We start from the raw sequence: 26,854 nt of genomic DNA on the forward strand, positions 1-26,854 counted from the left end.
CGGCGGCCGTCACGCTGAGGTGAGGCCGGCGACGATGACCGTGGTCAGCCGGGTCAGATAGGCGTCGTCGACCGGTCCCCCGATCAGCAGCAGGCGCCCCAGCAGCGGCGAGATCAGCAGGTCGAGGCCGAGTTCGCGGTCGATGTCGGCGGGCAGTTCGCCGCGTTCGACCCCCCGGCTCAGCACGGTGGCGGCAGCGGCGCGGCGTGGTCCGGCCACCGTCTCGCGGAGCGCGGCGCCGAGGTCGGGACTGCGCGTGGTCTCGGCCGCCATGTCCAGCGCGATCCGCTTGATCCGCGGATCAGCGACCTGCGCGACGATCACATCGAGGAAGCCGCGCACATCGCCGGCCAAAGACCCGGAATCCGGCACCTCCGGTACGTTCCGGCGCACCGCCGTCTCGAGCAGGTCGAGCAACATGGCCTGCTTGGACGGCCAGCGGCGGTACACGGCGGCCTTGCCGACACCGGCACGCCGGGCCACCGCGTCGACGGACGTGCGCGCGTATCCGGTCTCCGCCAGCTCGTCGAACAGGGCGGTGGTGATCGCGCTGGTGACGGACTCCTGGAGGACGGCGGCGCCGGCCGGCTCGCGCTTGCGTGGCATGCCGCACAGTATAGACGGGACGGAACGGTTGCGTTCCATCGATCGCCGTGCCTACTCTTCGTCATTGAACGTCGGAACGGTCCCGTTCCGACGTAGGCGAAGGAGCCCGTCATGAACATTCACCCGCTGCGCATCGGCCGCACCAAGGTCCCGTTCGGCCAGTTCTACGGTGGCCTGGAGGGGTTCTCCCTCGGCGAGTTCGCCGCCGACAAGGATCACTTCATCTGGGTGCCGATCCACGCCTACCTGCTTGAGCACCCGACCGTCGGCCCGGTTCTGGTGGACACCGGGATCAGCCCGGCACAGGCCGCGCACGCCGACTACTACCGCGGTTCGATCATGGAGCACGTGATGGACGCGGACGAGTACGACCTGCCGGACGAGGAGACCATGCCGGCCCGACTCGCGCGGCTCGGCTACCGCCCGGAGGACATCCGCGCCGTGTTCATCACGCATTTCCACGAGGACCACGTCGGCGCGCTCAACCTGTTCGCGCACGCTCCGGTGTACCTGGGCGCGGCCGAGTACGCGGCGCGCGACGACAAGGTGCTCGGCCTCGTGCCGCTGGCCTACCCGCCGTCGATCGCGCCGATCACCGACTGGCGCCCGCTCGAGTTCACCGGCCCGGCCATCGGCGGCTTCACCGGTTCGGCGGACGTGTTCGGCGACGGCAGTGTCATCGCGCTGCCCACCCCGGGGCACAGCCCCGGCAGCACCAGCCTGCTGGTCGACCACCGGTTCCTCCTGACCGGCGACGCGATGTACACCATCCGGCATCTCGCGGTCGACCAGGTGCGCGCCATCCAGCTCGGTGGCGAGACCCGCTATGTCGACTCGATCCGCCGCATCCAGTGGCTGCGCCGGGAGCTCCCGGACCTGCTCATCCTGACCTCGCACGACCACACCGACTACGGCGAGCGGTTGATCGCCGGACTTGCCACCGGCCACCTGTCCGATGCGGACCTCGCCTGGGCCAAGTCCTACGAACGGGCCACCTTCGACGAACTCGCCAACATCAACCCCGCCCGGTTGCCCCGCTTCGTGCCCGCGGCGGACGGCGGCCCGGTCGGCCGCGCTGAGTGATCGACGCCGTTCAGGGGCGCCGACGCCGGATCGGAGATGATCCTTAACCCGGATGACGGGTTAATAGGGGGGCATACGAAATACCACGAGTAACGATCCTTCGCGGCGCGCGGGTTGTCGTTGATGACCCCCCGGAACAGCGCTTCATTCTGCTTATCCTGCCTGCACTGACCAGCGAGAACGTCAGGTCAACAGCACCCAGGACATCCCAGAAGGGCGGAAGAATGCGCACATCCCCCAGCCCCACGCTCATCACCCTCGGCCGTCTGGTGCGGCGTTATCGAGACGCGGGAAGCATCCTCCAGGCCGATCTCGCCAAAAGGCTCGGTTATTCGGATGGATGGCTGAGCAACGTCGAAACCGGACAGCTACGTCCTCGGCGCGAACAGGTCGCCGCCATCGAGCAGGCACTGGAGGTTCCGCCCGGCGTGCTCCTGGAGGTCTTCAACATGCTGGAGGGAGAGAGCCTGCCGGGCTGGATGCGCGACTGGCTCGCCGAAGAGCGCCGCTCGTCGGCGCTCCGGGCGTTCGAGCTGGCCGTCGTCCCCGGCCTGCTGCAAACGCCCGACTACGCCCGTACGGTCCTCGACGGCGACGAGGCCGCCGTCACCGCCCGACTCGACCGCCAGGCCATTCTCAAAAGCGAAAACCCACCTACACTCAGGTGTGTACTGGACGAAACGGTCCTCACTCGCGGCTTCGGCGATGCGGCGGTGATGCGTGATCAACTAGAGCACCTGGTGAATTGCGTGTCCCCTCGGCTCGCGGTCCAGATCGTCCCCTCCGGCGTCCGCTACGAAGGTCTGGCAGGCGCATTCACGATCGCCACCGTCAACGGCGGCGACGTTGCTTACATCGACACCGTCGTTCGCGGTCTGGTCACGAGCAACCCAGAAGACATCGCATGCCTGATCGATGTCTGGGAGTCGATCCGGACATTCGCCCTGTCCCAACGCGAATCAATCGAGCTCATCAAGAAGGTGGCGGAGGAACGATGGACCTGAACAACGTCGACTGGCGCAAGTCACGGCACAGCAGCACCAACGGCGGGAACTGCGTCGAGGTCTGCGTCACGGAGCAGGCGGGGTAACGGACCACGCCGAATGGCGCGAGTTCACCTCGCGGCGGGCGTCGGCGTCAGGGGTCCCGGTATCCCTCCGCGCCACACGCGCTGGACGGAGAGGGTGTCGCCGATGGTGGTGGTCGGGTCACCGGCGACCAGTGTGAGGTCGGCTCGGAGGCCGGGCTTGATTCGACCACGGTCATCGAGGCCGAACCGACGCGCCGGGACGGAGGTCGCCGCCCGCAGTGCCTCCATCGGCGTGAAGCCTCCCATCACCAGGAGCCGCAGTTCGCCGTGGAGGCTGGCGCCGTGGGCCATACCCGGTGCGCCGAGATGTGCGGCGTCCGTGCCCGCGAGGATGTCGACGCCGGCTCGGTGCAGCGCGGCGAGCGTCTCGAGCGCGTAGCCGAAGTTCTCGGCTGGACTCATCGCCATCGTGCCGGACAGATTGTCGAGCCATGTCGGCGTCAGCTTTGAGCTGACCCGCGGGTCCTGAGCGAGCTGGGCGCCGGCGGGCTCGCCGGTGATCGACGCGATCACCGTCAGCGTGGGGATCACGAAGATGCCGGCAGCGGCGATCTTCTCGATCAGCTCGTCGGTATGAGGCCGGTCGAAGAAGGAGTGAGTGAGTCCGTCGACGCCGGCGTCGACGACCTGATCGGCCGTCTCGATGGTCATCGCGTGCGCGAGGACCATCGTGTTGCGGGCGTGGCCCTCACGAACGGTCGCCGCGACCAACTCGGGAGCGAGGCGGGGCAGGGACGAGCCGAACAGGTGGCCGTCCTCCACCAGCACCTTGAGGTAGTCGGCGCCCTCGGCGATCCTGCCCTCGACGAATGCCGGGATCTCGTCCACGCGCGTGGCGGTCGGCCACGGTGGATCCCCTTCTCCTTGCCGGAGCTGATGCGGGTGCCCATCCGCAGGAGTGAGCCCGACGGAAGGGGAGCGCACGTCGGCGAGGTCACTCGACTCAGCGACCTGGCGGCGCAGCGGGATCATTCGCTCCGGCATCGAGAGCATGTCGAGCTCGGTGGTGATCCCGAACGTCAGGGACTGGCGGAGCGACTCCGCGTCGGTGTGGGTGTGAGCGTCGATCAAGCCGGGCAACAACGTGGCACCCGTGCCATCGATGAGTTCGACCCCCTCGGGACGCCTGCCCGCGACGCTCACGATCGTGCCGTCCGCGACTTCGACGTCGACGACCCCGAGCAGGTCCTCCCCATCGAAGACCCGCGCGCCTGTGATCACGAAGTGGTTCATGGCGCCGTTGGCCTCAGTCGTACGCAGCATCAAGCCTCCGGTTCGTGGTTACCAATGGTGACCACAGAACCGTAGGTGACCGCAATTGAGCCGCCAAGAAGGCACTTTCCCGCCAGGTGGTGAGGTCCAGGTGACCGGCCTCCTCGGGGGTATCGGACTTTCTCGCCGCGGTCGGCTGAGCCGTGGCCCGGGCGTGCGCGGCTATGCCCGGAGGCCGGCTCCACCGCCGACGGTGATGTTCTCGCCGGTCACGTAACCGGCCGCGTCGGAGGCGAGGAAGGCCACGACCTCGGCGACCTCTTCGCCGGTGCCGAGCCTGCCCAGGGGGACCCGGGCGGCCGTGGCCTTGAGGGTCTCCTCCAGCGCTTCGGTCGGGAGTCCGTGCTTGGCCCAGATCGGGGTCTCGATCGGGCCGGGGCTGACGGCGTTGACCCGGATCCGCCGGGGTGCCAGCTCAACGGCGAGGGACGGGACGAGGGCCAGAAGGGCTCCCCTGGTGGCGGCGGTGACGGACCCGCCGGCGATGCCCCGCGTCACGCCGATCCCGACGGTGAAGATGATGGAACCCCCGTCGTTGAGCAGCGGGAGGGCCTTCTGCAGGGTGAAGAACTGGCCTTTGAAGTTGACGTCGACCATGTCGTCGAACGTGGCCTCGTCGAACGCCTCGACCGGCAGGCCCCGTACGATCCCGGCGTTGAGGAACAGCACGTCGAGCGCGCCGAATCGCTCCCGGACCTGTTCCACGACGTGGTCGGTGTCGGCGAGGGACCGGGCGTCGGCGCGCAGCACGACGATCCCTTCGGGGAGTGACTTCTCGGCCGCGGCGATGGTGTCGGGGTTCTGCCCGGTGACCACCACCTGATATCCGCGCGAATGCAGCAGTTCGGCGGTGGCCCTGCCGATTCCGCTGGTTCCGCCGGTGATCAGAGCTGTAGGTGCGGACATGGTGGACTCCGTTCCGGAACAGGGGCCTGAGGAGCGGCCCGATGCGGCACCGTGCCGGTGCGCGGCCGCGGACTCCACCTTCGCGCCACGGAGCACGCCAGGTCCAATGAATGTTCCGCATCCGGCAATACGCTTCGCGTAACACCCGACGTCATGGCATACGGGCCTAAGCTCCCTGTATGCCCGAGTCGCCACCGCCTCCGATGAATCTCGACCTGCGGCTGGTGCGGTACTTCACGGTTCTGGCCGAGCATCGGCACTTCGGTCGCGCCGCCGCCGTCCTCCACACCACCCAGCCGTCGCTGAGCCGGCAGATCAGCCGTCTCGAACAGCAGTTGGGCGTCCGCCTGCTGGATCGCACCCCGCGAGGCAGCGAACTGACCGAGGCCGGGGAGACCTTCCTCCCGCTCGCGAAGACGCTCCTGCGCTCCGCCGCCCAGGTGGTGGCGCGCACCCGGGCCGCCGCCCGGCCGGACCGGATCACCATCGGCTACACGACGAACCTCATCGTCACTCCGGCCGTACGCGAACTGCGCCACCGGCACCCGGACGCCGACGTGCGGACCACGTACGTGAACTGGAACGAACCCCGCGAGGCGCTCCTCGATCACCGCGTGGACGCGGTCGTGACGCGGCTGCCGTTCGCCACCGACCGGCTGCGCGTCACGGTCCTCTACGACGAGCCCCGCGTGCTCGTCGTGCCCCTCGACCACCGCCTGGCGGGCAAGGAGTCCGTGACGATCGACGACATCGCCGACGAACCTCTGCCACGGGTGTCCGACCCGGACTGGAACGCCTTCTGGCGCATCGATCCCCGGCCCGGCGGAGCCCCGGCGCCCGACGGTCCCCTCATCGAGGCCGTCGAGGACAAGGCCGAACTCGTCGCCGCCGGGCAGGCCATCGCGATCATCCCGGACGGAGAGCACGTCCGCCGGCTGCGGCCCGACCTCACCACGATCCCCCTGGAGGGCGTCGAGCCCAGCCAGGTCGTGCTGGCCACCCGCGCCGACGACCGCGGCCGCCTCGTGACGGCGTTCCGCAAGATCGCCGAAGCCCACCTCAGCGGCAGCGGCACCGGCCGGTGACCCGTCAGGTGGCGGACGGGACCGGGCCGGCCGCATGTGGCCGCAGAGGGACGGACCATCCTTACCCTTCGCCCGGTGCATACGCATTGACCTGCGGGTATGGGGAGGCGGGCGGGCGGAGCAGGAGAGCGTCATGGCGAAAGAGAAGAAGAAGCTGCACAAGGGCGACCACGTCTCCTGGCGCAGTCACGGCGGTGAGGCCCGCGGCGAGGTCGAGGAGGAGATCACCGAACGGACCGAGGCCGCCGGCCGTACGGTCGCCGCGTCGCCGGACGAACCGCAGTACCAGGTCCGCAGCGAGAAGTCCGGCGGCAGGGCGGTGCACAAGCCCGACGCGCTGAAGAAGGAGGACTGAACCCGTGGCGGGCGAGGACGACGAGGAGATCCGGAGGCTGTTCGGCGAGCTGGTCAACCTCAAGCCCGCCGAGCTGGAACGCTGGCTCGGCAGTGAGGAGTCGAAGGCGGCCGGGCAGCACTCGGGCGGCGGCGAGTCCACCGGCCACGAGTCGGGCCGCCGGATCGTCGCACTGCTGCGCGCGAAGAAGGCCGACCTGTCCGAGGACGACTACGCGCACATGCGCAAGGTCGTCGGCTACATCCGCCGCCACCTGGCGCAGCGCCCCGACGGCGACATCCGCGAGACCCGCTGGCGGTACTCCCTGATGAACTGGGGCCACGACCCGCTCAAGGACTGAGGAGCCCGGTCACCGGCCAAGGGCGTTGTGCAGCTGGACGCGGGAGGTCGCGCCCAATTTGGCGTAGATCCGCGCCAGGTGGGCGCCCACCGTACGGTGCGAGATGTAGAGGCGTTTGCCGATCTCCCTGTTGGTCAGGCCTTCGGCGGCCATCTGCGCGATCTGGAGTTCCTGCGCGGTGAGGAGGTCGCTGGTGGCGGCCTGTCGTTCGCTGCTCCGCTCACCGGCGGCGCGGAGCTCACGGCGGGCCCGCTCCCCCCACGGCGACGTGCCGAGCGCGTCGAAGGTGTCCCGGGCCGCGCGGAGGTGCTGTCTGGACTCCACGGCGCGCCGTTGCCTGCGGAGCCATTCGCCGTACGCCAGCTCCGTGCGCGCCCGCATGAAGGGCCGCCGGGTCAGGTCCGCGGCCAGTGCCGTCCGAAAGAGGTCCTGGGCCTCCTCCTTGGCCTCGTCCTGGCCCGCCAGCACCGCCCGGGCCAACCGCAGGCCGTCGTGCAGGGACGGCGAGGTCGTGCTCTTCGCGGCCGCCTCCATCTGGGCGATCACGCCGGCCACGTCGCCGGGACGCTCACTGCGGAGCGCCGCGTCGGCGATGTCGGCGACCGTGTGGCAGCTCAGGGCGAGCTGGTGCGATGAGTCGGTGATGTCGTGCATGCGCAGAAGCCGGGTGAGCGCCTGCGGGTAGTCGCCCGCCCCCAGTGCGGCGAGGGCGCGCGCGTGCTGCGCGGTGGCGAGGACGTTCCGTGCGCCGACCGGCGTGCCGAGCCGCTCGGCCTCGGCCGCCAGCTCCTCGGCCCGGTCGAAATGGCCGCGCAGTGCCTCGATCTTCGCCTGCGTGGCGAGGATGAGGCCGAGCAGGAACGGCTGGCCGGTCTCCCGGGCGAGCCTGCCCGCCTCTTCGGCGGCGGGCAGGGCCACCGCGAGGTCGGCGAGCTGCGCCGCCGCCCACGCCTGCGCCGCGAGCGCGCGGGCCAGGAGTTGCAGGCGGCCCTGCTCGCGCAGGCCGGCCAGCGACGCGGCGGACTGCGTGATCGCCACGTCGAAGGTGCCGACGAGCACCGCGACGCTGCCCACGAGCCGCACGGTCGGCGAGTCGAGGCCGGATCGGGCGAGCAGCCGCTCCGAGCGTTCGATGACGACCGCGCCCCGGGCGATGGGGGCCGCGTAGCCGAGGATGGCGAGCAGCCGGGCGTCCAGCGGGTCGAGCGGCAGTCGTTCGGCCACATCGACGATCCGGTCTCTGGCCGCCATGCCCGGCTCGCTCCAGAAGCAGCGCAGCGCGGCGCTCCAGAGGATCCGGACCGCTAGATCGACGTCCCCGTCGGCGGCGACGGACTCGGCCAGGTCGGCGAGCGCCGAGGCGTCCATGCCGCCCTCCCGGAGGCCGTCGTCGAATGCGGCCCTGATCCAGGCCAGGCGGGCACGCCGCTGCCTCGACGGCTCGATCTCTCCGGCCTCGGAGAGGAGCCGGTCGACGATCTCCGGGCGGCCGAGCTCGACCGCACCGTCCGCGGCGCGCAGGAGCCGGTCGGCCCGCCGCTCCGGATCCGGGCTCAGCCGCGCGGCCCGCTCGAGGGCGGCGACGACCGCGGCGCCGCTGCCACGGCGCTGCGCCCGGACCGCGACCGCCTCGAGGGCGGCCGCGATGTCCTCGTCCGGCCGGTCGCTCGCAGCCGCCAGGTGCCATGTTCTCCGGTCGGGCTGATCGGCCAGTGCTCCGGCCAGGGCCCGGTGCACCTCGCGGCGCCGGGCGGCACCGGCCGCCTGGTGGACGGCCGAGCGGATGAGCGGATGATGGAACGCCACACGGCTCTCGTCCGGAGTGAGGAGGCGGACCTCGACGGCCGGCCTGAGGTCGGCGGCCGTGACGGACCGGCCCGTGAGCCCGCGGGCGGCCGTCAGCGTCTCGTTCAGATCCGCGCTGTCGTTGAGCGCGGCGACCTCCAGTACGGCCCTCGTGGCCGCCGGCAGCGCGGCGAACCGCCGCGTGAAGGCGCTCTCCAGCCTGGCCGTGAGCGGCAGCCACGGGCTCGCGAGGATGGCGGCGCCGTCGGTGCCGTCGACCGCGGCGGGCAGCTCGATCAGCGCCAGAGGGTTTCCCGCCGCCTCGGCGAGCAGCCGGCGGCGCGCCGCGGCGGGCAGGTCCGCCGCACCGACGTCGAGCAGTGCGGCGGCGTCCTTCGCGGACAGCGGCGGGATGAGCAGGTCCGGCAGCCCGGCCTCGTCCAACCGCGTCGCCATCCCGGGGCGGGTCGCGGCGAGCAGCAGGATCGGTTCCGACTCCAGCCGCCGTCCGAGGAACGCGAGCACGTCGGCGGTGGACGGGTCGAGCCAGTGCGCGTCCTCCGCGACGATCAGAACCGGGCCGGCCTCGGCTATCTCGGCGAGCAGGTTCAGCACGGCGAGGGCGACGAGATAGCCCTCGGGCACGACCGCCTCGGTCATACCCAGCGCCGCCCGCAGCGCCTCCCGCTGGCCGGGCGGCAGCACCCCGATGCGGTCCCGTACCGGCCACAGGAGCTGGTGCAGCCCGGCGTAGGGCAGATGGGCCTCGGACTCCACACCGGCCGTGCCCAGGACACGCAGGCCGGACGCGTGCGCGAACGCCGCGGCCTCCTGGAGCAGGGCCGACTTCCCGATGCCGGGCTCACCGCGGAGCAACAGGGCCGCACCGGTCCGATGTACCGCGCTCACCAGGCCGTGCAGCCGGCTGATCTCCTCGCTCCGTCCGATGAGTCCCACGTCCCACAGGCTAACGACCGGCCTTTGGCCGCCTCGCCCTGCCTTGACCTGCCGCGATGCCGACCGGAGCCGTCGGCGGACCGCGCCACGATGGTCACATGACCGATGCCTCCCGGCCCCCGCCGCCCGTAGCGTCGGCGCCATGGCCGTCACCTACCAGTCATCGGACACGAGGGAAGGAACCCGTCGCTTTCGCGAAGCGGGGACGCTCTACGGGCGCGACGCCGAACTCCGGCTGCTCGCGGAGGTGACGTCTCGCGGTCTGGCCGGCGCGGGCGGCGCCCTGCTGGTGCGCGGAGAGGCCGGGATCGGCAAGACCGCCCTGCTCGGCGCGGCCCGGGAGGCCGCCGTCGGGCGGGGCTGCCGCGCCCTGTCGGCGGTCGGCGTGCAGTCGGAGGCGTCGATCCCCTTCGCCGGGCTGCATCAGCTGCTCAGGCCGGTCCTCGACCGCGCCTCGGCCCTGATCCCCCGGCAGCGGCTGGCGCTGTCGGCGGCGTTCGGGATGGCCGAGGGCGTCGCACCGGAGATGTTCTCGGTCGGCCTGGCGTCATTGGAACTGATCAGCGGCCTGGCCGATGACTCGCCCGTCATCCTGGTGATCGACGACGTCCAGTGGATCGACCGGCCGAGCGGTGAGGTCCTGGCCTTCATCGCGAACCGCCTGGGCGCCGAGCGGGTGGTCATGGTGCTCGCGCTCCGTGAGGGACATGACACCGTACTGAACGACGCGGGCCTGCCCGAACTGCCGCTGGCGAAGCTCGACGACGACGCGGCGACCGCGCTTCTCGCCGCGCGCGCACCGGAACTCGGCGAGGCCGCCCGCGACCGCGTCCTGGCCGAGGCGGCCGGCAACCCGCTGGCGCTGGTCGAGCTTCCCGCGGCACTGAGCGGGGACGGTGTCCGGCAGGTACGGACGCCGTGGCTGCCGACCACCCGCCGCCTGGAGCGGACGTTCCTCCCCCGCGTCTCGGGGCTGCCGGACCCGACCCGGAGCATCCTGCTGATCGCCGCCGCCGACGACCAGAGTGACCTCACCGAGATCTTCAGCGCCGTGGAGCTCCTGGACGGCACGGCGCCCTCGGTCGACGTCCTGGAACCCGCCGTCGAGGCCGGGTTGATCGAGCTCGACGGGCGTGAGGTGCGCTTCCGGCACCCCGTCATCCGCTCGGCCATCTACCGGGCGGCCCTCCCGTCGAGACGCCTGGCCGCGCACGCCGCGCTGGCGAGAGCGCTGACGCACTCCCAGGAACGCCGGGCCTGGCACAGGGCGGCCGCCAGTCCCGGTCCGGACGACGGCGTGGCCCTCGATCTCGAGGCGGCCGCCCTCCGGGCACTCGACCGGGGGGCTCCGCGCGCCGCGGCCGAAACCCTGCGCCGGGCAGCGATGCTGAGCGACCCGGGCGGGAACCGGGGTCGTCTCCTGCTGCGTGCGGCGGAGATCGACTTCGACCTCGGCGACGCCGTCGCCGCACGCCGGCAACTGGCCGAGGCGAAGTCCTCCAGGCTCGAAGAAGGAGAGCGGCTCCGCCTCACCCTGTGGATGGAGGCCCTCAACGAGGAGAGCTGGTACACCCCACAGCGGGTACGGGTCTTCGCCGACGTGGCGGACCGGTTGGCCGGCGCCGACAGCGACGGCGCCACGCTCGCGCTCAGAGCCCTGTGGCCGCTGTCCGTCGGCTGCTGGTACGGCGATCCGACGCAGGAGACCCGTGACCTCGTCGTCAGGACGGCGCGACGCCTCCAGCGAAGCGACGCCGACCCCATGGTCCTGTCCATCGCCGCCTGCGCGGACCCGGTCAAGGAAGCGGCACGGGTCATCCGCAAGGTCTCCCGGATCGCGCCGGAGTTCACGGGCGACCCCGCCGAGCAGCATGCGCTGGGAGCCTCGCTGACCGCCATCTGGGCCTTCGACCTGTCGTGGCCGTTCCTGTGCGCGTCCGTCGACGGTCTCCGGCGGCAGGGGCGCCTCGGCCTGCTCGGCGAAGCCCTCGCCTCTCAGGCGTGGGCGGCGATCCACCTCGGCAAGCACCGGCTGGCGGCGACGGCGGCGGATGAGGCCGGCCGGCTGTCCCGCGACACCGGCCGATCCCGCTGGGCGCTGGTGGCCGACCTGGCCACGGCCACGCTGGCCGGTGAGCGCGGTGACCACGACACCGCCAACGAGCTCATCCGGCGGACAGAGGCGGAACTGCTCTCGGTCGGCGCCCAGTCCATCCTGGGCTTCGCCCAGTTCGCCCGAGGACGGTGCGCCCTCGTCAGCAACCAGCACGGCGACGCGTTCGAGCAGCTGGCCCGGGTACTCGACCCGTCCGACATTGCCTATCACCCGTTCGTGGGCTACCTGGGGATCGCTGACCTGATCGAGGCGGCGACCCTCACCGGCCGCCACGACGAGGCGGAACACCACCTCGCGCGGCTCGACGCCCTGGCCGAGCGGACGACCTCGCCGTACCTGCAGGCCATGGCCGCCTACGCCCGCCCCCTGGTCGCCGACGACGACACGGCCGAGCCTCTCTACCAGCGGGCCCTCCACACCCGGCTGAAGAGCTGGCCGTTCCACCGGGCACGGCTCCTGCTGGCGTACGGCCGGTGGCTGAGGCGCCGGCGCCGCCTCATCGAGTCCCGTGCCCCGCTGCGGGCGGCCATGGAGAGCTTCGACGCACTCGGCATCAGGGCGTTCGGGGAGGACGCGCGCGCCGAGCTTCGCGCCGCGGGCGAGGCCGTCACCCGGTCCACGCCCGACACCCTGGACAGGCTCACCCCGCAGGAACTGCAGATAGCCAGACTCGCCGCGAGCGGGCTGACCAACCGTGAGATCGGGGCGCGGCTGTTCCTCTCGCACCGGACCGTCGGCTTCCACCTCTACCGGATCTTCCCGAAGCTCGGCATCACCTCCCGCGCCCAGCTGCGCCTGGCCGACCTCGGCGGCGAGCAGCTGTAGGGGTGCCGATCCGCATCGTCACCGCCGGCCGCCGATGTGGCTCAGACCCGGCCATCGCCAGTCCCCTTCGGACCCGAGAGGGCCGGGAACAGCCGGGAGGAGTTGCGGGTCGTCAGCGCCCGCCATGTGGTGCCGGGCGGCTGTTCGGCTCCGTCGATGGACGCGACCTGGGCGGCGGTGCCGGCGGCCGGGGTCCAGCAGTAGTCACTGCCGTAGAGGATCCGCCGGCTGCCGAACGCGTCGACCAGAGCGGGGATCTGCCGGGGGAACGGCGTACCGGCCATGTCCCACCAGAGTCCCGCGAGCTGCTCCTGGACCGTCGGGGCATCGCCTGCGCCGCCCAGGAAGACGGTGCGGAAGAGTTCCATGCGGTCGGCGAGCAGCGGCAGGCTGCCGCCGCCGTGAGTGAAGATCCACTGGATCCCGGGGTAACGGGTGATGACTCCGCCGAAGACCAGGTCGGCTGCGGCACGGGCGGAGTCGAAGATGAACTCCATCATCGGGCGGGGCCGCCCCAGGGACAGGGCCTCGCCGCAGCACGGCGACGTGGGATGGACGAACACGACCGCGCGACGGCGGTCGAGCTCGGCCCAGAGCGGCTCGTACTCGATGGCGCCGAGGTACCTTCCTCCGGCGTTGGTCACCACGGCAACGCCCCAGCTGGAGAGTTCGTCGAGGGCACGCGAGGCTTCGGCCAGGGCGCCCTCGACGTCCGGCAGAGGCAGCGAGGCGAAGTGCCCGAACCGCCCCGGGTGTTCGCGCGCCACGCCGGCGCCGACGTCGTTGACCTCCCGGCAGAGCGCACGAGCGGCCCGGTCGTTCCCGAAGTGGGTGCCGGGCGACGAGATCGACAGAATCGACGTGGCCACCCCCCACTCGTCCATCAGCTCCAGGTGGGCAGCGGCGTCCCAGCGCGGCCATCCGGGCATGCCGTCGGGCCGGAGATGCCCCGCCGCCCTCGCGGCGGCCACATACTCGTCCGTCACGAAGTGGGCGTGCACGTCGACGAGTCCCTCTGCGTACGGCTGTCGGCTCACGGGCGGTCGGTCCTTTCTTCCTCGGTCGCCGGTCGCGACGCGGGGCCCGCCCCCGGCGGCCCCGCGTCATCATCGGTCGAGCGGTCAACGGGTGGAGAAGCCGCCGTTGAGGAACACGGTCTGGCCGTTGAGCCACGCTCCGTCGGTGAGCAGGAAGCGCACCCACGGAACGACGTCCTCCACCTTCGTGAGCCGGCCGAAGGGCGTCTGAGAACGGGAGAACTCATCCTCGCCGGGCGCGGCCGCGTCCCAGAAGAACGACGTGTCCATGGGGCCGGGGGCCAGGTTGTTGACCGAGACCCGGCGGCCCGTCAGCTCCTTGGACAGCGCCCGGGTGAAGTGCTCCACCGGGGCCTTGCTGCCGGCGTACACGGAGTACCGGCCGGTGTAGGCGGCCAGCAACGACGACACGAGGTTCACGATTCTGCCGCCGTCTTCGATCCGCTTGGCGGTCTCGGCCATGACGAAGAACGCGGCCTTGGAATTGATGGCGAAATGGGCGTCGTACTCCTCTTCGGTGACCTCGGTCATCGGGGCGCCCTTCGCGATCCCCGCCGTGTTGACCGTGGCGTACAGCGCGCCGTAGCGATCGACCACCGAATCGACGACGCGGCGGATCTCGGCCACCGAGGTCAGGTCGGCCTCGATCGCGAACGCGTTCCCACCCGCCGCGACGCACGCGGCCACCGTGTCCTCGGCGAGGCCTTTGTCGGAGCGGCTGTGGTAGTGGACGGCGACGCTCGCCCCGGCGGCGGCGAGGTCACGTGAGATCGCACCACCGAGATTCTTCGCTCCACCCGTGACCAGGACGGCCTTTCCGTTCAAAGCATTCTCGGGCATCGAATGTGTCCTTCCCTGTCGCTTGGAGACGTCGGCCATCGTCGCCAGGCCGTCGCCGTGCCGTCTTCTGTCACCTGACCTGCTCGGCGCCACGTCACCGCCCGGTGCCCGCGCCGGTGACCGGCCCAGTCACCTGACGGAAGAAGGCCGGGAGCCGCTCCGAACACGATGAGCGCGTTCCAACGAGAGGAAGGCGACCCATGGTCGATCAGCAGAATGCGAATCCAGCCGGTGACCGGGTGGCGGTGGTGACCGGAGGCTCCGGTGGCATAGGCCAGGCGATCTGCCGGCGCCTCGCCGACGACGGATGCGCCGTCGTGATCAACTACGCGGGGCGGCCGGCCGAGGCGGAGGGACTGGCGAAGACGATCACCGATCGTGGCGGCCGGGCCATCGCCGTACGCGCCGACGTCGCGGACGAGAACGACGTCGCGGCGCTGTTCGAGGCGGCCGAGTCCGCCTTCGGCGGTGTCGACGTCGTGATCAACACGGCCGGCATCATGCTGCTCTCGCCGCTGGCCGAGCTCGACCTGGCGGTGCTGGACCGCATGCACCGCATCAACATCCGGGGCACCTTCGTCGTCGGCCGGGAGGCGGCCCGCAGGGTCCGGTCCGGCGGCGCGATCATCAATCTCTCCACGTCGATCGTCAAGATCGCCCTGCCCACCTACGGGGCCTACGCCGCCAGCAAGGGCGCGGTGGACGCGCTGACGCTGATCCTCGCCAAGGAACTGCGCGGCCGGGACATCACCGTCAACGCGGTGGCCCCCGGGCCGACCGCCACTCCGCTGTTCCTCGACGGGAAGGACCAGGAGTCGATCGATCGCCTGGCCCGGATGGCGCCGCTGGAACGTCTCGGCGTCCCCGCCGACATCGCCGAGGTCGTCGCGTTCCTGGCCGGACCGGCCCGCTGGGTCAACGGCCAGATCCTCTACGCCAACGGCGGCGTCATCTGACCCGGCCGCCGCACCGCGGTCGCGACCCCCATCGAACCCAGCAACACCCGTACTCCACCCGAGGAGCAGGCACAATGCCGTCCAAGAAGATCATCATCGTCAGCGGGGCGTCCAGCGGCTTCGGCGCCATGACCGTACGGGGTCTCGCCGACGCCGGGCACGTCGTCTACGCCGGCATGCGCGACATCACCGGCCGCAACACCGCCGCGGCCCGCGACGCCTCCGAATACGCCCAGGCCCACTCGGTGGAGCTGCGCCCCATCGAGATGGACGTGTCCCGCCAGGACTCCGTCGACGCCGCGGTCGACGCCGTCATCGCCGAGCACGGCCGGATCGACGTGGTCGTGCACAACGCCGGGCACATGGTCCTCGGCCCGCTCGAGGCGTTCACGCCCGAGCAACTGGCGAGCGTCTACGACACGAACGCCGTCTCCACACAGCGGCTCAACCGGGCGGCGCTGCCCCACCTGCGCGACCGGCGGGACGGGCTGGTGGTCTGGGTCGGTTCCAGCAGCACCAGGGGCGGCACTCCGCCGTACCTCGGCCCGTACTTCGCGGCCAAGGCGGCCGAAGACTCCCTCGCCGTCTCGTACGCGGCCGAGCTCGCCCGGTTCGGCATCGACACCGTCATCATCGTCCCCGGCTCGTTCACCACCGGCACGAACCACTTCGCCAACGCGGGTCACCCGGCCGGTACGGAGGTGGCGAAAGCCTACGAGGACGTCTACGGCGACCTGATGGGCCAGGTCGCCGAGAAGCTCGCCGACCTGGCGCCCGCCGACGCCGACCCGGCGGAGGTGGCCCGAGCCATCGTCCGGGTGGTCGACACCCCCAAGGGCCGGCGGCCGTTCCGGGTGCACATCGACCCGGCCGACGACGGCGCCGAAACCGTCAACCGCGTCGGCGACCTGGTCCGGCGCGAGTTCTACCGGCGGGTCGAGCTGGAAGACCTGCTCGGCCCGGCGCTGCCCACGGACTGACCGAGAAGCCACGACCGGCGAAGGACCATCTCATGTCCCATCACCTCGACACGCCGCTGGCGGCGCAGAACGGCCAGTTGTTCATCGACGACCTGTACGTGTTCCCCGGGCAGGGCAGCACGGTGTTCGTCATGGACGTCAACTCCGACGTCACCGGCGTCTACGCGCAGCCGGGCTTCCACCCGGAGGCGCGGTACGAGTTCAAGGTGCACTTCGACGGTGCCGCCTTCGAGGACCTGACCTACCGGATCTCGTTCGGCGAGCCCGGCCCGGACGGACGGCAGACGCTGCAGGCGCACGTGCTGACCGGCGCCGACGCGCGGGAGGACGAGGCGGCCGGGGACCTGCTGCTGGAGGGCCGCACCGGAGAACCGGTCGCCGGAGGCGGCGTACGGGTCTGGGCCGGACGCGCCACCGACCCGTTCTACATCGACCTGTCACTGCTGGCCATCGTGAACGGCGCGGTGGCGAAGGGGACCGCGGCCGACCTCTCGGCGTGGCGGCCCGACGCCGCGCAGAACAGCTTCGCCGGCACCACGGTGGAGTCGATCGTGCTGGAGGTGCCGCACTCCCACCCGCTCCTGCGTCCCGGCGCGAGGACCGGCGTGTGGTGCGCCACCAAACTCGCCACCGACGCGGGCGGCTGGCGGCAGGTCAACCGCGCCGGTCACCCGATGATGTGGCCGATCTTCTGGCCCGACGACACCGACTTCTCCAACCCCGCCAACACGAGACACCCGTCGCAGGACCTCGACGCCGCCGGCGGGCACATCGCCGGCCTGGTCGCCGCCGTCGCCGGGGCCACCGGCATCTCCGACGACCCCGGCGGCTACGGCGAGACCGTGGCCCGCGCGCTGTTCCCCGACGTCCTGCCCTACGTGGTCGGCACACCCGCGACGTTCGGCTTCGCCACCCGCAACGGACGGGCACTGGCCGACAACGCGCCCGAGGTCATGCTGTCCCTCGTCACCGGCACCGCCGTGCTCTCGGGCCTCACACCGGCCGTCGCGGGCGAACGGCGCAGCGGCACATTCCCCTACGTCATTCCGGCCTGACCATCTCCCGGAAAGAATGGCAGGATGACGCGGCCGGTGACCGCGTCATCCTGCCATCACAATGGTGGCGCAGGTGGGATTCGAACCCACGCTCTCTGGCTTATGAGACCAGCGGGGACGGCCGAACTCCCCCACTGCGCTCCGTATCTGACGTGCCGCCCCAGGGATTCGAACCCTGAACCTTCCGGTCCTGAACCGGACGCCTCTGCCGTTGGGCCAGAGCGGCGTGAATGACGAACGTGAAGAAGCGCCCTACCGGAAAAGGCGACCTCTTTCCGTTCCCCTTCAGTGTGAAGAAGCCCGACCATCACGGCAACGCATTTTCCAGCCGCCCCTATGACGTGGCGCACGGCGGCCGCTCACCCACCCAGGGGAGCGTCAGGGCAACCTAAAGCAGGCTTGACCTGCGTCGACTTGCGATCTTTCGAACATCAGTTCGAAGATGGTCTCATGTACGACGCCCGCCCGCTCGACCACTACCCGTCCGGATCCCATCGGATCGAGGCCCGCGACGCCTGGGTCTGGATCCGCCACAAGGGCGCCTGGCGCAAGGGGGCGATCCACTGCTGGTACGTCCACGGCGACACCTGGATGGCGTGGATGCAGCACGAGGATCCCACCCCCGACGTCCCGTGGTCGGCGTGGGGGCTCTACCTGTACGACGGGGTGACGATCCGCCGGCGCCACACGCCGGCGGCGATCGCCCGCGTCGAGGTCCCGGCGGGCCCCGACGGACCCGACCGCATCACCGCCCGCCTCCGCGACACCGGCTACACCGTCGAGCCCCGGCACCATCTCGCGGGCGGCGACAGGACTCTGCTCATCGGATGAGGCATCCATCTTTACGCCCTCCAGGCGGAGTGCGCCACGGGCGTACGCATCCGCGGCCTGCGAGGACTGCCGCTTCACGCTGCAGGGCTGGTGCCGGCCCGCGGAGTCCACGTGGGCACCCAGGAGCGCCACCGACAAGCTGCCGCCCCCTGGATCGGCCCGGGCGGCTCGTCCGCCCACTCGGACTCCGAAAGCCCGGAATCAACGGACCACCGCGGATCGCACCAGGGAAAATAAGCAGCCAACTGTACAGCTGGCTGTGCAGCTGGCTGTTGTCTTGCTACGCTGGACGCATGAGCGAGCAGCCGAAGCCGCACCAAGATGCCTCACGGGTCGCCGGAGAGCTCCGCGTCACCCTCGGGCAGTTGGTCCGCCGACTTCGTGAACAGGCGGCGGGAAGCGACCTGACCAAGTCGCAGATGTCGGCACTGTTGCGCATCGAGCGCGAGGGGACCGCGACGTCGTCGTCCCTTGCCGAGGCTGAAGGCATGCGCCCCCAGTCGATGGCCAAGATCGTCCGCGTTTTGGAGGGAGCCGGCTTGATCAGCGGCTCGCCCGATCCGAAGGACGGGCGTAAGACTCTACTCAGCCTCACTCCGGCCGCGCAGGAGCAATTCCGCATTGGACGGAGCGCCAGAGAGGACTGGCTGACGAGTGCGATCGACGCCAGCCTCTCCGATGACGAGATCGCGCAACTCGCCTCTGCCGTGAAGCTGCTGAGGCGCCTGGCTCAGTCGCCCTGACCTGCCTGCCGCTGTGCAGCGGCACGGATAGCACCGCAGATACACGCATGCAGCGGATGCGGTTCCCGCCCCCCGGTCATTCATCGAACGAAACGAAGGATTTAGCATGCCCATTACCACGATCGACCCGCGGACCGCTCTCATCGTCGTCGACCTCCAGCAGGGCATCGTGACGACCCCGCTGGCTCATCCGGTCGACGATGTCATCCAGCGCTCGACAGCCTTGCTGAAGGAGTTCCGCAGCCGGGGCTTGCCCGTCGTGCTGGTCAACGTCGCAGGATCCCCGGCCGGCCGCACCGACGCCGGCGGCCCGCACACTCACACGTTCCCGGCGGGCTGGACGGACCTGATCCCCGAGTTGGAGCGGCAAGACGACGACCTCGTCGTCACCAAGTATGCGCGCAGCGCATTCACCGGCACCGGCCTGGCCGAACGGCTGCGCGAACTCAACGTGACCCAAGTGGTGATCACCGGGATCGCCACCAGCAGCGGCGTCGAGTCCACAGCCCGGGACGCGCACGAGCAGGGCTTCCACGTCACCCTTCCCCTGGACGCCATGACCGACTCCGTCCTGGACCGGCACGAGCACAGTGTGGCGCAGATCTTCCCGCGCATCGCCGAGACCGGCACTACCGCGGACGTCCTGAGCGTCCTGGCACTACGTTCATGACCACCCCCACGACTGAAACACCTGCCGCCGCCGCTACCTCCACGGCTTTCGGATGGCGCTTCGTCGGTCCGCTACTGCTGGGCTCGACGCTCAACCCGATCAACAGCTCGATGATCGCGACTGGCCTGGTCGGGATCGGCCTGGACTTCCATAAAGGCCCAGGCACCACGGCGTCCCTGATCTCCGTGCTCTACCTCTGCAGCGCGGTGATGCAACCCACCATGGGCAAGCTGGCCACCGTCTTCGGCGCACGACGTGTTTTCATCACCGGACTGCTCATCCTCGTACTCGCCGGCATCACCGGAGCGGCCGCCCCGGCCTTCGGCTTCCTGCTGCTGTCCCGGGCCCTGATCGGCATCGGCACCTCCGCGGCCTACCCGACAGCCATGGCCCTGGTCCGAAAGCGGGCGGACGAGACGAAGGCAGGGGTGCCCAGCCGAGTTCTGGGCAACTTCTCCATTGCCTCCCAGGTCACCACTGTGATCGGCCTGCCGCTCGGCGGCCTGCTGGCTGGGATCTACGGCTGGCGCGCGATCTTCTTCGTCAACGTCCCCCTCGCCCTGCTCACCCTTGCTCTGACCCTCACAGGCGTCGCCAGCGACAAGCCATCGGCCCGCGAGGGCCGCGAGCCTTTGGTGACGATGATCGACCTACCGGGCATCGCGCTGTTCGCAGGGACCATCATCAGTACGCTGCTCTTCCTCTCCCACGTGAAGACTCCTGACTGGTGGGAACTGGCCGCAGCGCTTGTCCTCGGCACCGTCCTGGTCATCTGGGAACGACGCGCCGGCCGTCCCCTGGTCGACGTGCGAATGCTCGGGCGCAACCGGCCGCTGCTGCGCACCTACCTGCGCCAGGCCGTGGTCTCGCTCGGCATTTATACCGCTATGTACGGCACGAGTCAGTGGATGGAGCAGGCCGCCCACTACAGCTCGTCCCAGGTGGGTCTGATCATGCTGCCACTGTCGGCCGCCAGTATCGTCATCGCACGCGTCGTCTCGACACGCGGTTGGGTGCGCCGCCCGCTCGTCATGACCGGAATCTGCATGCTGCTCACCGGTGCGACCATGCTCCAGATCACCCACAGTTCGCCGGTGCTACTGCTGATCGGCATGTCGTTGCTGTTCGGACTTGCCAACGGCTTCAGCGGCTTCGCCAACCAGGCCACCCTCTACGTACAGGCTCCAGCAGAGGAAGTTGCCATCGCCTCGGGGCTCTATCGCACCTTCGCCTACTTCGGGGCGATCTTCTCCTCCAGCCTCATCGGCATTGCCTTCGGGACCCAGGCCGGCGACGGCGGCCTGCACACCATCGCCTGGGTCACCCTCGGCATCGGCATGGTCAGCCTGCTACTGACCGCCCTCGACAAGAAGATCCCCGCGAAAGTGAACTAACTCGACGGGGATGGTTCTCCCGACGACGGCACACCGCTGAGGCACTCGATGTTCACAGCGATGGCTACGACACGTGCTGCAGATACGCCCTTCGTCTGCCGTAATCCGACTCCCTTGTACTGCAGATTCATCGGGACCATTTCCAGGTGACCGATGACGGCAAACCCTCGTGCGCGGCACCAGCCGTACTAAGTCAGTCGTGCAACTGTCCCGTTTGGTAGGCGAGACAGGGGTACAACGCGGGTCATGCCGAACGATCCGGTCAGGAGGGCGCGGGGCGGCGTACGGGCGTGGTGGAGGCCGGGATGCCGCTGCTGATAGGTACGTCCGGGTGGCAGTACAAGCACTGGCGCGACGTCCTGTACCCGACCGGGCTGCCGCAGCGCGTCTGGCTGGAGCGGTACACCGAATGCTTCGACACGGTGGAGAACAACAACGCCTTCTACCGGTTGCCCAGCCGTGAGGTCTTCGCCGGGTGGCGGGAGCGCACGCCACCGGACTTCGTGATGGCGGTCAAGGCCAGCCGCTACCTGACCCACATCAAGCGCCTCAAGGACCCGGAAGAGCCGGTGGACCGGCTGATGAACGCCGCCGGCGGCCTGGGCGACAAGCTCGGCCCGGTCCTGGTTCAGCTTCCCCCGACCCTGCAGATCGAGGTCGAACGCCTGGAACGATGCCTGCGCCGCTTCCCGGCCGGCGTCCGGGTCGCGGTCGAGCCCCGGCATCCGTCCTGGTGGACCGACGAGGTGCGCGACCTGCTGATCCGGCACGGGGCCGCGCTGTGCTGGGCCGACCGGCTCGGCCGGCCGCTGACGCCCCTGTGGCGGACCGCCGACTGGGGTTACCTGCGGCTGCACGAGGGCGCGGCGACGCCCTGGCCGGAGTACGGCGACCAGGCACTGCGCTCCTGGGTGCGGCGGCTGGCCGAGACCTGGGACGACGCTCAGGACGTCTACGTCTACTTCAACAACGATCCGGGCGGCGCGGCCGTACGGGACGCCGGGCGGTTCGCCGAGTTCGCCCGCGCGGCCGGTCGCGGCGTGACCCGAACGCCCGTCCTGTCCACGCGCTGACGCTCCGCCGCCCCACTCTCTGCGCGGGCGCGCCTCACCAGGTGACGGGCAGCGCGGACACGCCGCCGGTGAGGCGGTCGACGCGGCGCGGCAGCCGGTCGATCGGCACGGCCAGGCGCAGGCCGGGGAACCGCTGGAACAGCGAGCCGAAGACCGCCCGCAGCTCGACGCGGGCGAGGTTCGCGCCCAGGCAGTACCGGATGGCGTAGCCGAAGCCGAGGTGCGGCTGCGGGTCGCGGCCGATGTCGAAGCGTTCCGGATCGGTGAAGACGGTCTCGTCGCGGTTGGCGGCCGCGGTCATGACCACGCAGAGCTCGCCCGCCCTGATCCGTACGCCGTCGACCTCCACGTCCTCGCGGGCGTACCGGGCGAGGCCGTGGTCGTTCGGCACGGCGACGCGCATGATCTCCTCGACGGTCGCGGGGACCACCGCCGGATCACGCCGCAGCTCCGCGAGCTGGCCCGGGTTGGCGAGCAGGAGCAGAACGCCGTGGTCGATGCGGTTGACCGTGGTCTCGTGCCCGGCGAACAGCAGCCCGCCCGCGATGGTCGCGACCTCCTCGGGAGGCAGGTCGGCCTGGGCCAGGTCGGAGTAGACGTCCTCGCCCGGGTCGTCCCGCTTGGCCTTGACGATGCCGTGGGAGTACTCCTCCATGGCCGTACGGGCGGCGGCGGACCGGTCCGCGTCGGTGAGGTCGGTCATGTCATCCGCGAGCGCCCGGAAGTGGTCGCGGTCGGCGAGGGGGACGCCGAGGAGCTCGCAGATCACCTGGATGGGCAGCGGGACCGACAGCGCCGCGTGCAGATCGGCCGGCGGGCCGTGCTCCTCCATCCGGTCGAGCAGGCCGTCGACCAGCTCCTGGACGTGTCCGGACAGCGCCCGCATCCGGCGCGCGGAGAACGCCGGGGCGAGGAGCCGGCGCATGCGGTCGTGCACGTCCTTCTCGGTGGCGAACTCCCCGGTCGGCCCGCCGGTGAGGGCGGAGTTGGAGAGCCGGGGGGCGTGGTCGGGGTCGGGGTGGGAACGGCCGAAGCGCTGATCGGCGAGGATCGCCCTGGCCGGTTCGTACCCGGTCACGAGCCACGCCTCGTCACCGGTCCGCGTGCGGATCCGCGCGATCGGCTCCTCGGCGCGCAACGCGGCGTACGTCCCGGAGATCCCCAGCATGTCGGTGCGCTCGAACGGCAGTCGTGGCAGGTCGGCCATGAGGCGACGTCCCCTTCCCCGAGGTCCCAGTCAACCTCCACGCTTTCACCCGTAATGTCGATCGTCAATGCACCCTAAGTGGCGAAAGTCGGGATTGTCGGTTGCGGCCACCGCCCCTGCCGGTCAAGGCGTCCAGGCCGGATCGCGGCCGGCGAGACCGAGTGCCCGGTCGAGCAACGGAGCCGCCTCCGGAACCGGCACCTCCGAGCCGAACGCCCCGTACTGCCGGGCCATCCCGGCCATCCCGGACACCTGGTCGAACAGCGTCCGCGCCAGTTCGTCATCGAGCGGGACCTGCCGGCCGGTCGCCACGGCGAGGTCCCAGGCGTGCGGCAGGAGCTCCGCGAACAGCATCCCGCCGACCACCCGAGCCGGCATCCTCATCGTGGCGAAGAGGCCGGTCTCGCCCTCCCAGGCGTCCGGCTCGGACCAGGCCGCGGCGGCGGCCCGCACGCTCACGGCGTACCGGCCGGCCCAGTCGGGTTCGGCGGTGAAGTCGTGCTCCTCCGCCGGGGACTCGGGCGGCGGCGCCTTGCGTGCGGCCGCCTCGAAGCGGAACCCCGTCCAGTAGATCAGATGGTTCAGCAGGGCGCGGAGCGGCCCGACCGGCGCGAGCGGCTGGACGGCGGGCGACCGTCTCAGCGCGTGGACGCCGTGACCGGCTCGTGACTCTTTCACATAGCATTCAAAGGACGACGACGCCCGGCAGAAGGACTTTTCCCAAGTGAGCTCCGCTACTGAACCCCTGCGCGCGCTGCTGCTGGAGAGCATTCACTCCGACGCTGTCGCCTCGCTGGAGAAGAACGGCTACGCCGTCGAGCTGCTCGATCGCGCCCTCGACGAGGACGAGCTGGTCGCCCGCATCCCCGGTGTACATCTGCTCGGTATCCGGTCGAAGACGACGATCACCGACGCGGTGCTCGCCGCCGCGTCCGATCTGCTGGCGGTCGGCGCGTTCTGCATCGGGACCAACCAGATCGACCTGTCCGCCGCCGCTCAGCGCGGCGTGGCGGTCTTCAACGCGCCGTTCTCCAACACGCGCAGCGTCGTCGAGCTGGTGATCGCCGAGATCATCGCGCTGACCCGACGGCTCACGGAGAAGAACTCCGCGCTGCACGCCGGCGTCTGGGACAAGTCGGCCGAGGGCGCCCACGAGGTCCGGGGCCGTCGGCTCGGCATCGTGGGCTACGGCAACATCGGCAGCCAGCTGTCGGTGCTGGCCGAGAACCTCGGCATGAGCGTGTTCTTCTACGACACGGCCGACAAGCTCGCGCTGGGCAACGCCCGCCGGTGCGCCAGCATGGAGGAGCTGCTGTCGGTCTCCGACGTCGTGACCCTGCACGTCGACGGCCGGCCCGGCAACAGCGGCCTGTTCGGTGAGGCGGAGTTCGCCCGGATGCGCCCCGGCAGCCTGTTCCTGAACCTCTCCCGCGGGTTCGTCGTCGACCACGGCGCACTGCGGCGCCACATCGAGTCGGGTCACCTGGCCGGCGCGGCGATCGACGTCTTCCCGCACGAGCCCAAGGGCCGCGGCGACGAGTTCGTCTCGGAGCTGCGCGGACTGCCCAACGTCATCATCACGCCGCACATCGGCGGCTCGACGGAGGAGGCGCAGCAGGACATCGGCCAGTTCGTCTCGGGCAAGCTGCAGGACTTCGTGGCCACGGGCAACACCGCGCTCAGCGTGAACCTCCCGGCCGTGTCACTGCCCGCCCCGGTCACCGGGCACCGCCTGACGCACCTGCACCGCAACACCCCGGGCGTGCTGGCCACGATCAACGGCATCCTCGCCGACCATGAGGTGAACATCGAGGGCCAGCTCCTCGGCACGCGCGGTGAGATCGGCTACGTGATCACCGACATCGGCACCCAGTACACCACCGACGTGCTGGAGAAGCTTCGCGCGCTGCCGAACACCGTCCGGCTGCGCCTGCTGTCCTGACCGCGCGCGTTCACGCGATGTTGAGCTCCGGCTCGGCCGCGATCTCCGCCTGCTCGGCCGCGACGGCGGCCTCGACCTCGCGGCTGGACACGGCGATCCGCACGGCGAAGAAGTAGACGGCGAGGGCGAACACCGCGACCGTCAGGACGTCGATCCAGTCGGGCAGCACCTTGCTTCCGCCGTAGCGGCCCAGGAACCCGATGAGGATCATGCCGCCGAGCCACGGCCAGACCCACATGGCCGCGGTCCAGTTGAGCGGCGATCGTTCGGCCCGAGGAGTCCTCGCCCGGGTCACCGCGAAGATCATCAGGCCGAGCAGGATGGCGAGCCCGAGCTTCCACTCCGCCTGGAAGCTCGACCAGTAGATGATCAGGTTCGCGCAGATGAAGGCGACGGGCGCCAGCACGCGGTGTGCCGGAAGACGGTACGGACGGTTCCGTTCCGGATCGCGCATCCGCAGGGCCCGCAGCGCGATCGGCCCGTACGCGTACATGATCGCGGTCGCCGAGGTGACGAGACCGACCAGGGAGTGCCAGCTGGGGAACGGCAGGAACGCGATCTCCCCGACGACGAAGGCGATGATGACCGAGACGATCGGCACGCCCTTCGGGCTCACCTTCGCCACCGCGGCCGGCACCGACTTCTCCCGGCCCAGCGCGTACGAGAGGCGGGACGACGCGGCGACGTACACGAGGCCGGTCCCGGCCGGTGAGATCACGGCGTCGGCGTAGAGCAGCCCGGCCAGCCAGGCGGCGCCGGCCCCGACGGCGAGCGTGGCGTACGGGCCGAAGTCGCCCTTGCCCACCGGGTTCGCCCAGCCGTGCGCGATGTGGGCGGGGTTGAGCGCGCCGATGAACGCGATCTCGAGCAGGATGTAGACGAGAGTGCCGATCGCGGTGGCCGTGATCACCGCGCGTGAGACGTCCTGCTGCGGCTTCCTGGCCTCTCCGGCCAGCTGGATCGCCTGCTCGAACCCCTGCAGGGCGAACACGACGCCGGCCGGCAGCGCGGCGAACACGCCGTGCGCCCCGAAGGGCATGAATCCGCCGCCGGCCCTGAAGTTGGACGCGTGGAAGGTCAGCAGCAGGAGGACCACCACGGTGAGCAGCGGGATCGCCGTCTTCCAGATCACGGCGATCCCGTTGGAGTGGGCGAGGAGTTTGACGCCGACGATGTTGATGAGCGTGAAGAGCAGCATGAAGACCGTCGCCACCAGCAGGCCGACGCCGGTCAGCGTCCCATCGGCGTGGAGCATCGTGATGTGGTGCCTCACCCACCCGATGTGGTCGCAGTAGGACAGCATCGCCTCGACCTCGATCGGGGCGATCGTGACCGCCTGCACCCAGGCCATCCAGCCGGCGGTGAAGCCGACCAGCGGGCCGAACGCGAAACTCGGGAACCGCGCGGTGCCCCCGGCGATGGGATAGGCCGCGCCGAGTTCGGCGTGCACCAGGGCCAGGATGACCAGCATCACGGCGGCGAGGATCCAGGACACCAGTGATGCGGGGCCGGCGATCGTCGCGGCCGTGAGCGCGCCGAGCAGCCAGCCGGAGCCGATGATCGATCCGAGCGAGACGAACATCAGTCCCCAGAAACCGACGTCACGCCGTAGGCGTCGTCCCGAATCGACGGATCCGGTGGTGCTGGGCGCCATGAAACCCCCTTCGAGGGTGCTAGCGGACGAACCAGTGGCTATCTGGCGCTAA

General features: G+C 70.5%; 25 protein-coding genes and 2 tRNA genes. 16 read left to right on the top strand and 11 right to left on the bottom strand.

The window, feature by feature from the left end; translation table 11 throughout:
• Positions 1-9 precede the first annotated feature (9 nt).
• On the bottom strand, positions 10-606 hold the full coding sequence (locus NDW01_RS30740) for a TetR/AcrR family transcriptional regulator (protein WP_252827825.1): 597 nt from the start codon (positions 604-606) through the stop codon (positions 10-12).
• A gap of 111 nt (positions 607-717) precedes the next feature.
• Between NDW01_RS30740 and NDW01_RS30745 the strand changes: the two genes are divergently transcribed.
• The 3 genes from NDW01_RS30745 to NDW01_RS30755 all read left to right on the top strand — a co-directional run bounded on the left by NDW01_RS30745 (position 718) and on the right by NDW01_RS30755 (position 2,779).
• Positions 718-1,689 carry an N-acyl homoserine lactonase family protein gene (locus NDW01_RS30745; RefSeq protein WP_252827829.1) on the top strand — a complete coding sequence of 324 codons (972 nt, stop codon included), beginning with the start codon at positions 718-720 and terminating at the stop codon, positions 1,687-1,689.
• A 224-nt stretch (positions 1,690-1,913) separates the two neighbouring features.
• Complete coding sequence (locus tag NDW01_RS30750) at positions 1,914-2,693, top strand: helix-turn-helix domain-containing protein (protein ID WP_252827831.1); 780 nt, start codon at positions 1,914-1,916, stop codon at positions 2,691-2,693.
• Positions 2,684-2,779, top strand: a complete 96-nt coding sequence (locus NDW01_RS30755; protein WP_252827833.1) for a DUF397 domain-containing protein — start codon at positions 2,684-2,686, stop codon at positions 2,777-2,779. Before NDW01_RS30750 ends, NDW01_RS30755 begins: the two co-directional genes overlap by 10 nt.
• Before the next feature lie 24 nt (positions 2,780-2,803).
• On the opposite strand, the gene NDW01_RS30760 is transcribed toward NDW01_RS30755, so the two are convergent.
• On the bottom strand, positions 2,804-4,042 hold the full coding sequence (locus NDW01_RS30760; RefSeq protein WP_252827839.1) for an amidohydrolase family protein: 1,239 nt from the start codon (positions 4,040-4,042) through the stop codon (positions 2,804-2,806).
• 171 nt (positions 4,043-4,213) lie between these two features.
• Complete coding sequence (locus tag NDW01_RS30765; RefSeq protein WP_252827844.1) at positions 4,214-4,957, bottom strand: SDR family oxidoreductase; 744 nt, start codon at positions 4,955-4,957, stop codon at positions 4,214-4,216.
• Positions 4,958-5,136: 179 nt separating this feature from the next.
• On the opposite strand from NDW01_RS30765, the gene NDW01_RS30770 reads away from it, so the two are divergent.
• The 3 genes from NDW01_RS30770 to NDW01_RS30780 all read left to right on the top strand — a co-directional run bounded on the left by NDW01_RS30770 (position 5,137) and on the right by NDW01_RS30780 (position 6,737).
• Positions 5,137-6,042, top strand: a complete 906-nt coding sequence (locus NDW01_RS30770; protein ID WP_252827845.1) for a LysR family transcriptional regulator — start codon at positions 5,137-5,139, stop codon at positions 6,040-6,042.
• A 133-nt stretch (positions 6,043-6,175) separates the two neighbouring features.
• Complete coding sequence (locus tag NDW01_RS30775; RefSeq protein ID WP_252827847.1) at positions 6,176-6,397, top strand: hypervirulence associated TUDOR domain-containing protein; 222 nt, start codon at positions 6,176-6,178, stop codon at positions 6,395-6,397.
• 4 nt (positions 6,398-6,401) lie between these two features.
• Positions 6,402-6,737, top strand: coding sequence for a DUF3140 domain-containing protein (locus NDW01_RS30780; RefSeq protein ID WP_252827848.1), 336 nt, complete (start codon positions 6,402-6,404; stop codon positions 6,735-6,737).
• A 9-nt stretch (positions 6,738-6,746) separates the two neighbouring features.
• Here NDW01_RS30780 and NDW01_RS30785 read toward each other — a convergent pair whose 3' ends face one another.
• Entirely contained in the window at positions 6,747-9,479 is a 2,733-nt protein-coding gene (locus NDW01_RS30785) for an ATP-binding protein (protein ID WP_252827849.1), read from the bottom strand.
• A gap of 142 nt (positions 9,480-9,621) precedes the next feature.
• Here NDW01_RS30785 and NDW01_RS30790 point away from each other — a divergent pair, with 142 nt between their 5' ends.
• Positions 9,622-12,420, top strand: coding sequence for a helix-turn-helix transcriptional regulator (locus NDW01_RS30790; protein ID WP_252827850.1), 2,799 nt, complete (start codon positions 9,622-9,624; stop codon positions 12,418-12,420).
• A 41-nt stretch (positions 12,421-12,461) separates the two neighbouring features.
• Here the strand turns inward: NDW01_RS30790 and NDW01_RS30795 are convergent, their stop codons facing one another.
• Both NDW01_RS30795 and NDW01_RS30800 read right to left on the bottom strand, forming a co-directional pair.
• Complete coding sequence (locus tag NDW01_RS30795; protein ID WP_252827851.1) at positions 12,462-13,457, bottom strand: amidohydrolase family protein; 996 nt, start codon at positions 13,455-13,457, stop codon at positions 12,462-12,464.
• A gap of 84 nt (positions 13,458-13,541) precedes the next feature.
• Entirely contained in the window at positions 13,542-14,297 is a 756-nt protein-coding gene (locus NDW01_RS30800) for an SDR family oxidoreductase (protein ID WP_252827852.1), read from the bottom strand.
• Between the two features lie 200 nt (positions 14,298-14,497).
• On the opposite strand from NDW01_RS30800, the gene NDW01_RS30805 reads away from it, so the two are divergent.
• From NDW01_RS30805 to NDW01_RS30815, 3 genes are all read left to right on the top strand, one after another.
• Entirely contained in the window at positions 14,498-15,253 is a 756-nt protein-coding gene (locus tag NDW01_RS30805; RefSeq protein WP_252827854.1) for an SDR family oxidoreductase, read from the top strand.
• Positions 15,254-15,327: 74 nt separating this feature from the next.
• The gene (locus tag NDW01_RS30810) at positions 15,328-16,233 is read left to right on the top strand and encodes an SDR family oxidoreductase (RefSeq protein WP_252827855.1); all 906 of its coding nucleotides are present in this window, start codon (positions 15,328-15,330) and stop codon (positions 16,231-16,233) included.
• Between the two features lie 32 nt (positions 16,234-16,265).
• The gene (locus tag NDW01_RS30815; protein WP_252827857.1) at positions 16,266-17,288 is read left to right on the top strand and encodes a DUF4331 family protein; all 1,023 of its coding nucleotides are present in this window, start codon (positions 16,266-16,268) and stop codon (positions 17,286-17,288) included.
• Between the two features lie 62 nt (positions 17,289-17,350).
• Here the strand turns inward: NDW01_RS30815 and NDW01_RS30820 are convergent.
• Positions 17,351-17,429, bottom strand: a tRNA-Met gene (locus tag NDW01_RS30820).
• 12 nt (positions 17,430-17,441) lie between these two features.
• Positions 17,442-17,514 (bottom strand) — tRNA-Leu (locus tag NDW01_RS30825).
• A gap of 224 nt (positions 17,515-17,738) precedes the next feature.
• Between NDW01_RS30825 and NDW01_RS30830 the strand changes: the two genes are divergently transcribed.
• From NDW01_RS30830 to NDW01_RS30850, 5 genes are all read left to right on the top strand, one after another.
• Positions 17,739-18,119, top strand: a complete 381-nt coding sequence (locus tag NDW01_RS30830; protein WP_252827858.1) for a hypothetical protein — start codon at positions 17,739-17,741, stop codon at positions 18,117-18,119.
• Positions 18,120-18,412: 293 nt separating this feature from the next.
• Positions 18,413-18,862, top strand: a complete 450-nt coding sequence (locus NDW01_RS30835) for a MarR family winged helix-turn-helix transcriptional regulator (RefSeq protein WP_252827860.1) — start codon at positions 18,413-18,415, stop codon at positions 18,860-18,862.
• Between the two features lie 106 nt (positions 18,863-18,968).
• Positions 18,969-19,532 carry an isochorismatase family cysteine hydrolase gene (locus NDW01_RS30840; RefSeq protein ID WP_252827862.1) on the top strand — a complete coding sequence of 188 codons (564 nt, stop codon included), beginning with the start codon at positions 18,969-18,971 and terminating at the stop codon, positions 19,530-19,532.
• Positions 19,529-20,926, top strand: a complete 1,398-nt coding sequence (locus NDW01_RS30845; RefSeq protein ID WP_252827863.1) for an MFS transporter — start codon at positions 19,529-19,531, stop codon at positions 20,924-20,926. Before NDW01_RS30840 ends, NDW01_RS30845 begins: the two co-directional genes overlap by 4 nt.
• A gap of 305 nt (positions 20,927-21,231) precedes the next feature.
• Positions 21,232-21,999 (top strand): DUF72 domain-containing protein, encoded by a 768-nt coding sequence (locus NDW01_RS30850; protein WP_252827865.1) that lies wholly within the window; start codon positions 21,232-21,234, stop codon positions 21,997-21,999.
• Between the two features lie 34 nt (positions 22,000-22,033).
• Here the strand turns inward: NDW01_RS30850 and NDW01_RS30855 are convergent, their stop codons facing one another.
• Together NDW01_RS30855 and NDW01_RS30860 are read right to left on the bottom strand one after the other, a co-directional pair.
• A complete protein-coding gene (locus NDW01_RS30855; RefSeq protein ID WP_252827866.1) occupies positions 22,034-23,206 on the bottom strand; it encodes a cytochrome P450 in 1,173 nt (390 codons plus the stop codon).
• Between the two features lie 123 nt (positions 23,207-23,329).
• Entirely contained in the window at positions 23,330-23,884 is a 555-nt protein-coding gene (locus tag NDW01_RS30860) for a TIGR03086 family metal-binding protein (RefSeq protein ID WP_252827867.1), read from the bottom strand.
• Between the two features lie 46 nt (positions 23,885-23,930).
• Between NDW01_RS30860 and serA the strand changes: the two genes are divergently transcribed.
• Positions 23,931-25,148 carry a phosphoglycerate dehydrogenase gene (gene serA / locus NDW01_RS30865; protein WP_252779051.1) on the top strand — a complete coding sequence of 406 codons (1,218 nt, stop codon included), beginning with the start codon at positions 23,931-23,933 and terminating at the stop codon, positions 25,146-25,148.
• A 10-nt stretch (positions 25,149-25,158) separates the two neighbouring features.
• Here the strand turns inward: serA and NDW01_RS30870 are convergent, their stop codons facing one another.
• Positions 25,159-26,802 carry an APC family permease gene (locus NDW01_RS30870; protein ID WP_252827868.1) on the bottom strand — a complete coding sequence of 548 codons (1,644 nt, stop codon included), beginning with the start codon at positions 26,800-26,802 and terminating at the stop codon, positions 25,159-25,161.
• Positions 26,803-26,854: the final 52 nt, after the last annotated feature.

It is taken from the genome of Actinoallomurus soli (genome assembly GCF_024055715.1).
Taxonomy (GTDB): Bacteria; Actinomycetota; Actinomycetes; order Streptosporangiales; family Streptosporangiaceae; genus Actinoallomurus; species Actinoallomurus soli.

Bases quoted from the DNA above. Each gene is read 5' to 3' on its own strand.
- NDW01_RS30740 (WP_252827825.1), bottom strand. From the start codon at position 606: ATGCCACGCAAGCGCGAGCCGGCCGGCGCCGCCGTCCTCCAGGAGTCC.
- NDW01_RS30745 (WP_252827829.1), top strand. From the start codon at position 718: ATGAACATTCACCCGCTGCGCATCGGCCGCACCAAGGTCCCGTTCGGC.
- NDW01_RS30750 (WP_252827831.1), top strand. From the start codon at position 1,914: ATGCGCACATCCCCCAGCCCCACGCTCATCACCCTCGGCCGTCTGGTG.
- NDW01_RS30755 (WP_252827833.1), top strand. From the start codon at position 2,684: ATGGACCTGAACAACGTCGACTGGCGCAAGTCACGGCACAGCAGCACC.
- NDW01_RS30760 (WP_252827839.1), bottom strand. From the start codon at position 4,042: ATGCTGCGTACGACTGAGGCCAACGGCGCCATGAACCACTTCGTGATC.
- NDW01_RS30765 (WP_252827844.1), bottom strand. From the start codon at position 4,957: ATGTCCGCACCTACAGCTCTGATCACCGGCGGAACCAGCGGAATCGGC.
- NDW01_RS30770 (WP_252827845.1), top strand. From the start codon at position 5,137: ATGCCCGAGTCGCCACCGCCTCCGATGAATCTCGACCTGCGGCTGGTG.
- NDW01_RS30775 (WP_252827847.1), top strand. From the start codon at position 6,176: ATGGCGAAAGAGAAGAAGAAGCTGCACAAGGGCGACCACGTCTCCTGG.
- NDW01_RS30790 (WP_252827850.1), top strand. From the start codon at position 9,622: ATGGCCGTCACCTACCAGTCATCGGACACGAGGGAAGGAACCCGTCGC.
- NDW01_RS30800 (WP_252827852.1), bottom strand. From the start codon at position 14,297: ATGCCCGAGAATGCTTTGAACGGAAAGGCCGTCCTGGTCACGGGTGGA.
- NDW01_RS30805 (WP_252827854.1), top strand. From the start codon at position 14,498: ATGGTCGATCAGCAGAATGCGAATCCAGCCGGTGACCGGGTGGCGGTG.
- NDW01_RS30810 (WP_252827855.1), top strand. From the start codon at position 15,328: ATGCCGTCCAAGAAGATCATCATCGTCAGCGGGGCGTCCAGCGGCTTC.
- NDW01_RS30815 (WP_252827857.1), top strand. From the start codon at position 16,266: ATGTCCCATCACCTCGACACGCCGCTGGCGGCGCAGAACGGCCAGTTG.
- NDW01_RS30830 (WP_252827858.1), top strand. From the start codon at position 17,739: ATGTACGACGCCCGCCCGCTCGACCACTACCCGTCCGGATCCCATCGG.
- NDW01_RS30835 (WP_252827860.1), top strand. From the start codon at position 18,413: ATGAGCGAGCAGCCGAAGCCGCACCAAGATGCCTCACGGGTCGCCGGA.
- NDW01_RS30840 (WP_252827862.1), top strand. From the start codon at position 18,969: ATGCCCATTACCACGATCGACCCGCGGACCGCTCTCATCGTCGTCGAC.
- NDW01_RS30845 (WP_252827863.1), top strand. From the start codon at position 19,529: ATGACCACCCCCACGACTGAAACACCTGCCGCCGCCGCTACCTCCACG.
- NDW01_RS30850 (WP_252827865.1), top strand. From the start codon at position 21,232: ATGCCGCTGCTGATAGGTACGTCCGGGTGGCAGTACAAGCACTGGCGC.
- NDW01_RS30855 (WP_252827866.1), bottom strand. From the start codon at position 23,206: ATGGCCGACCTGCCACGACTGCCGTTCGAGCGCACCGACATGCTGGGG.
- NDW01_RS30870 (WP_252827868.1), bottom strand. From the start codon at position 26,802: ATGGCGCCCAGCACCACCGGATCCGTCGATTCGGGACGACGCCTACGG.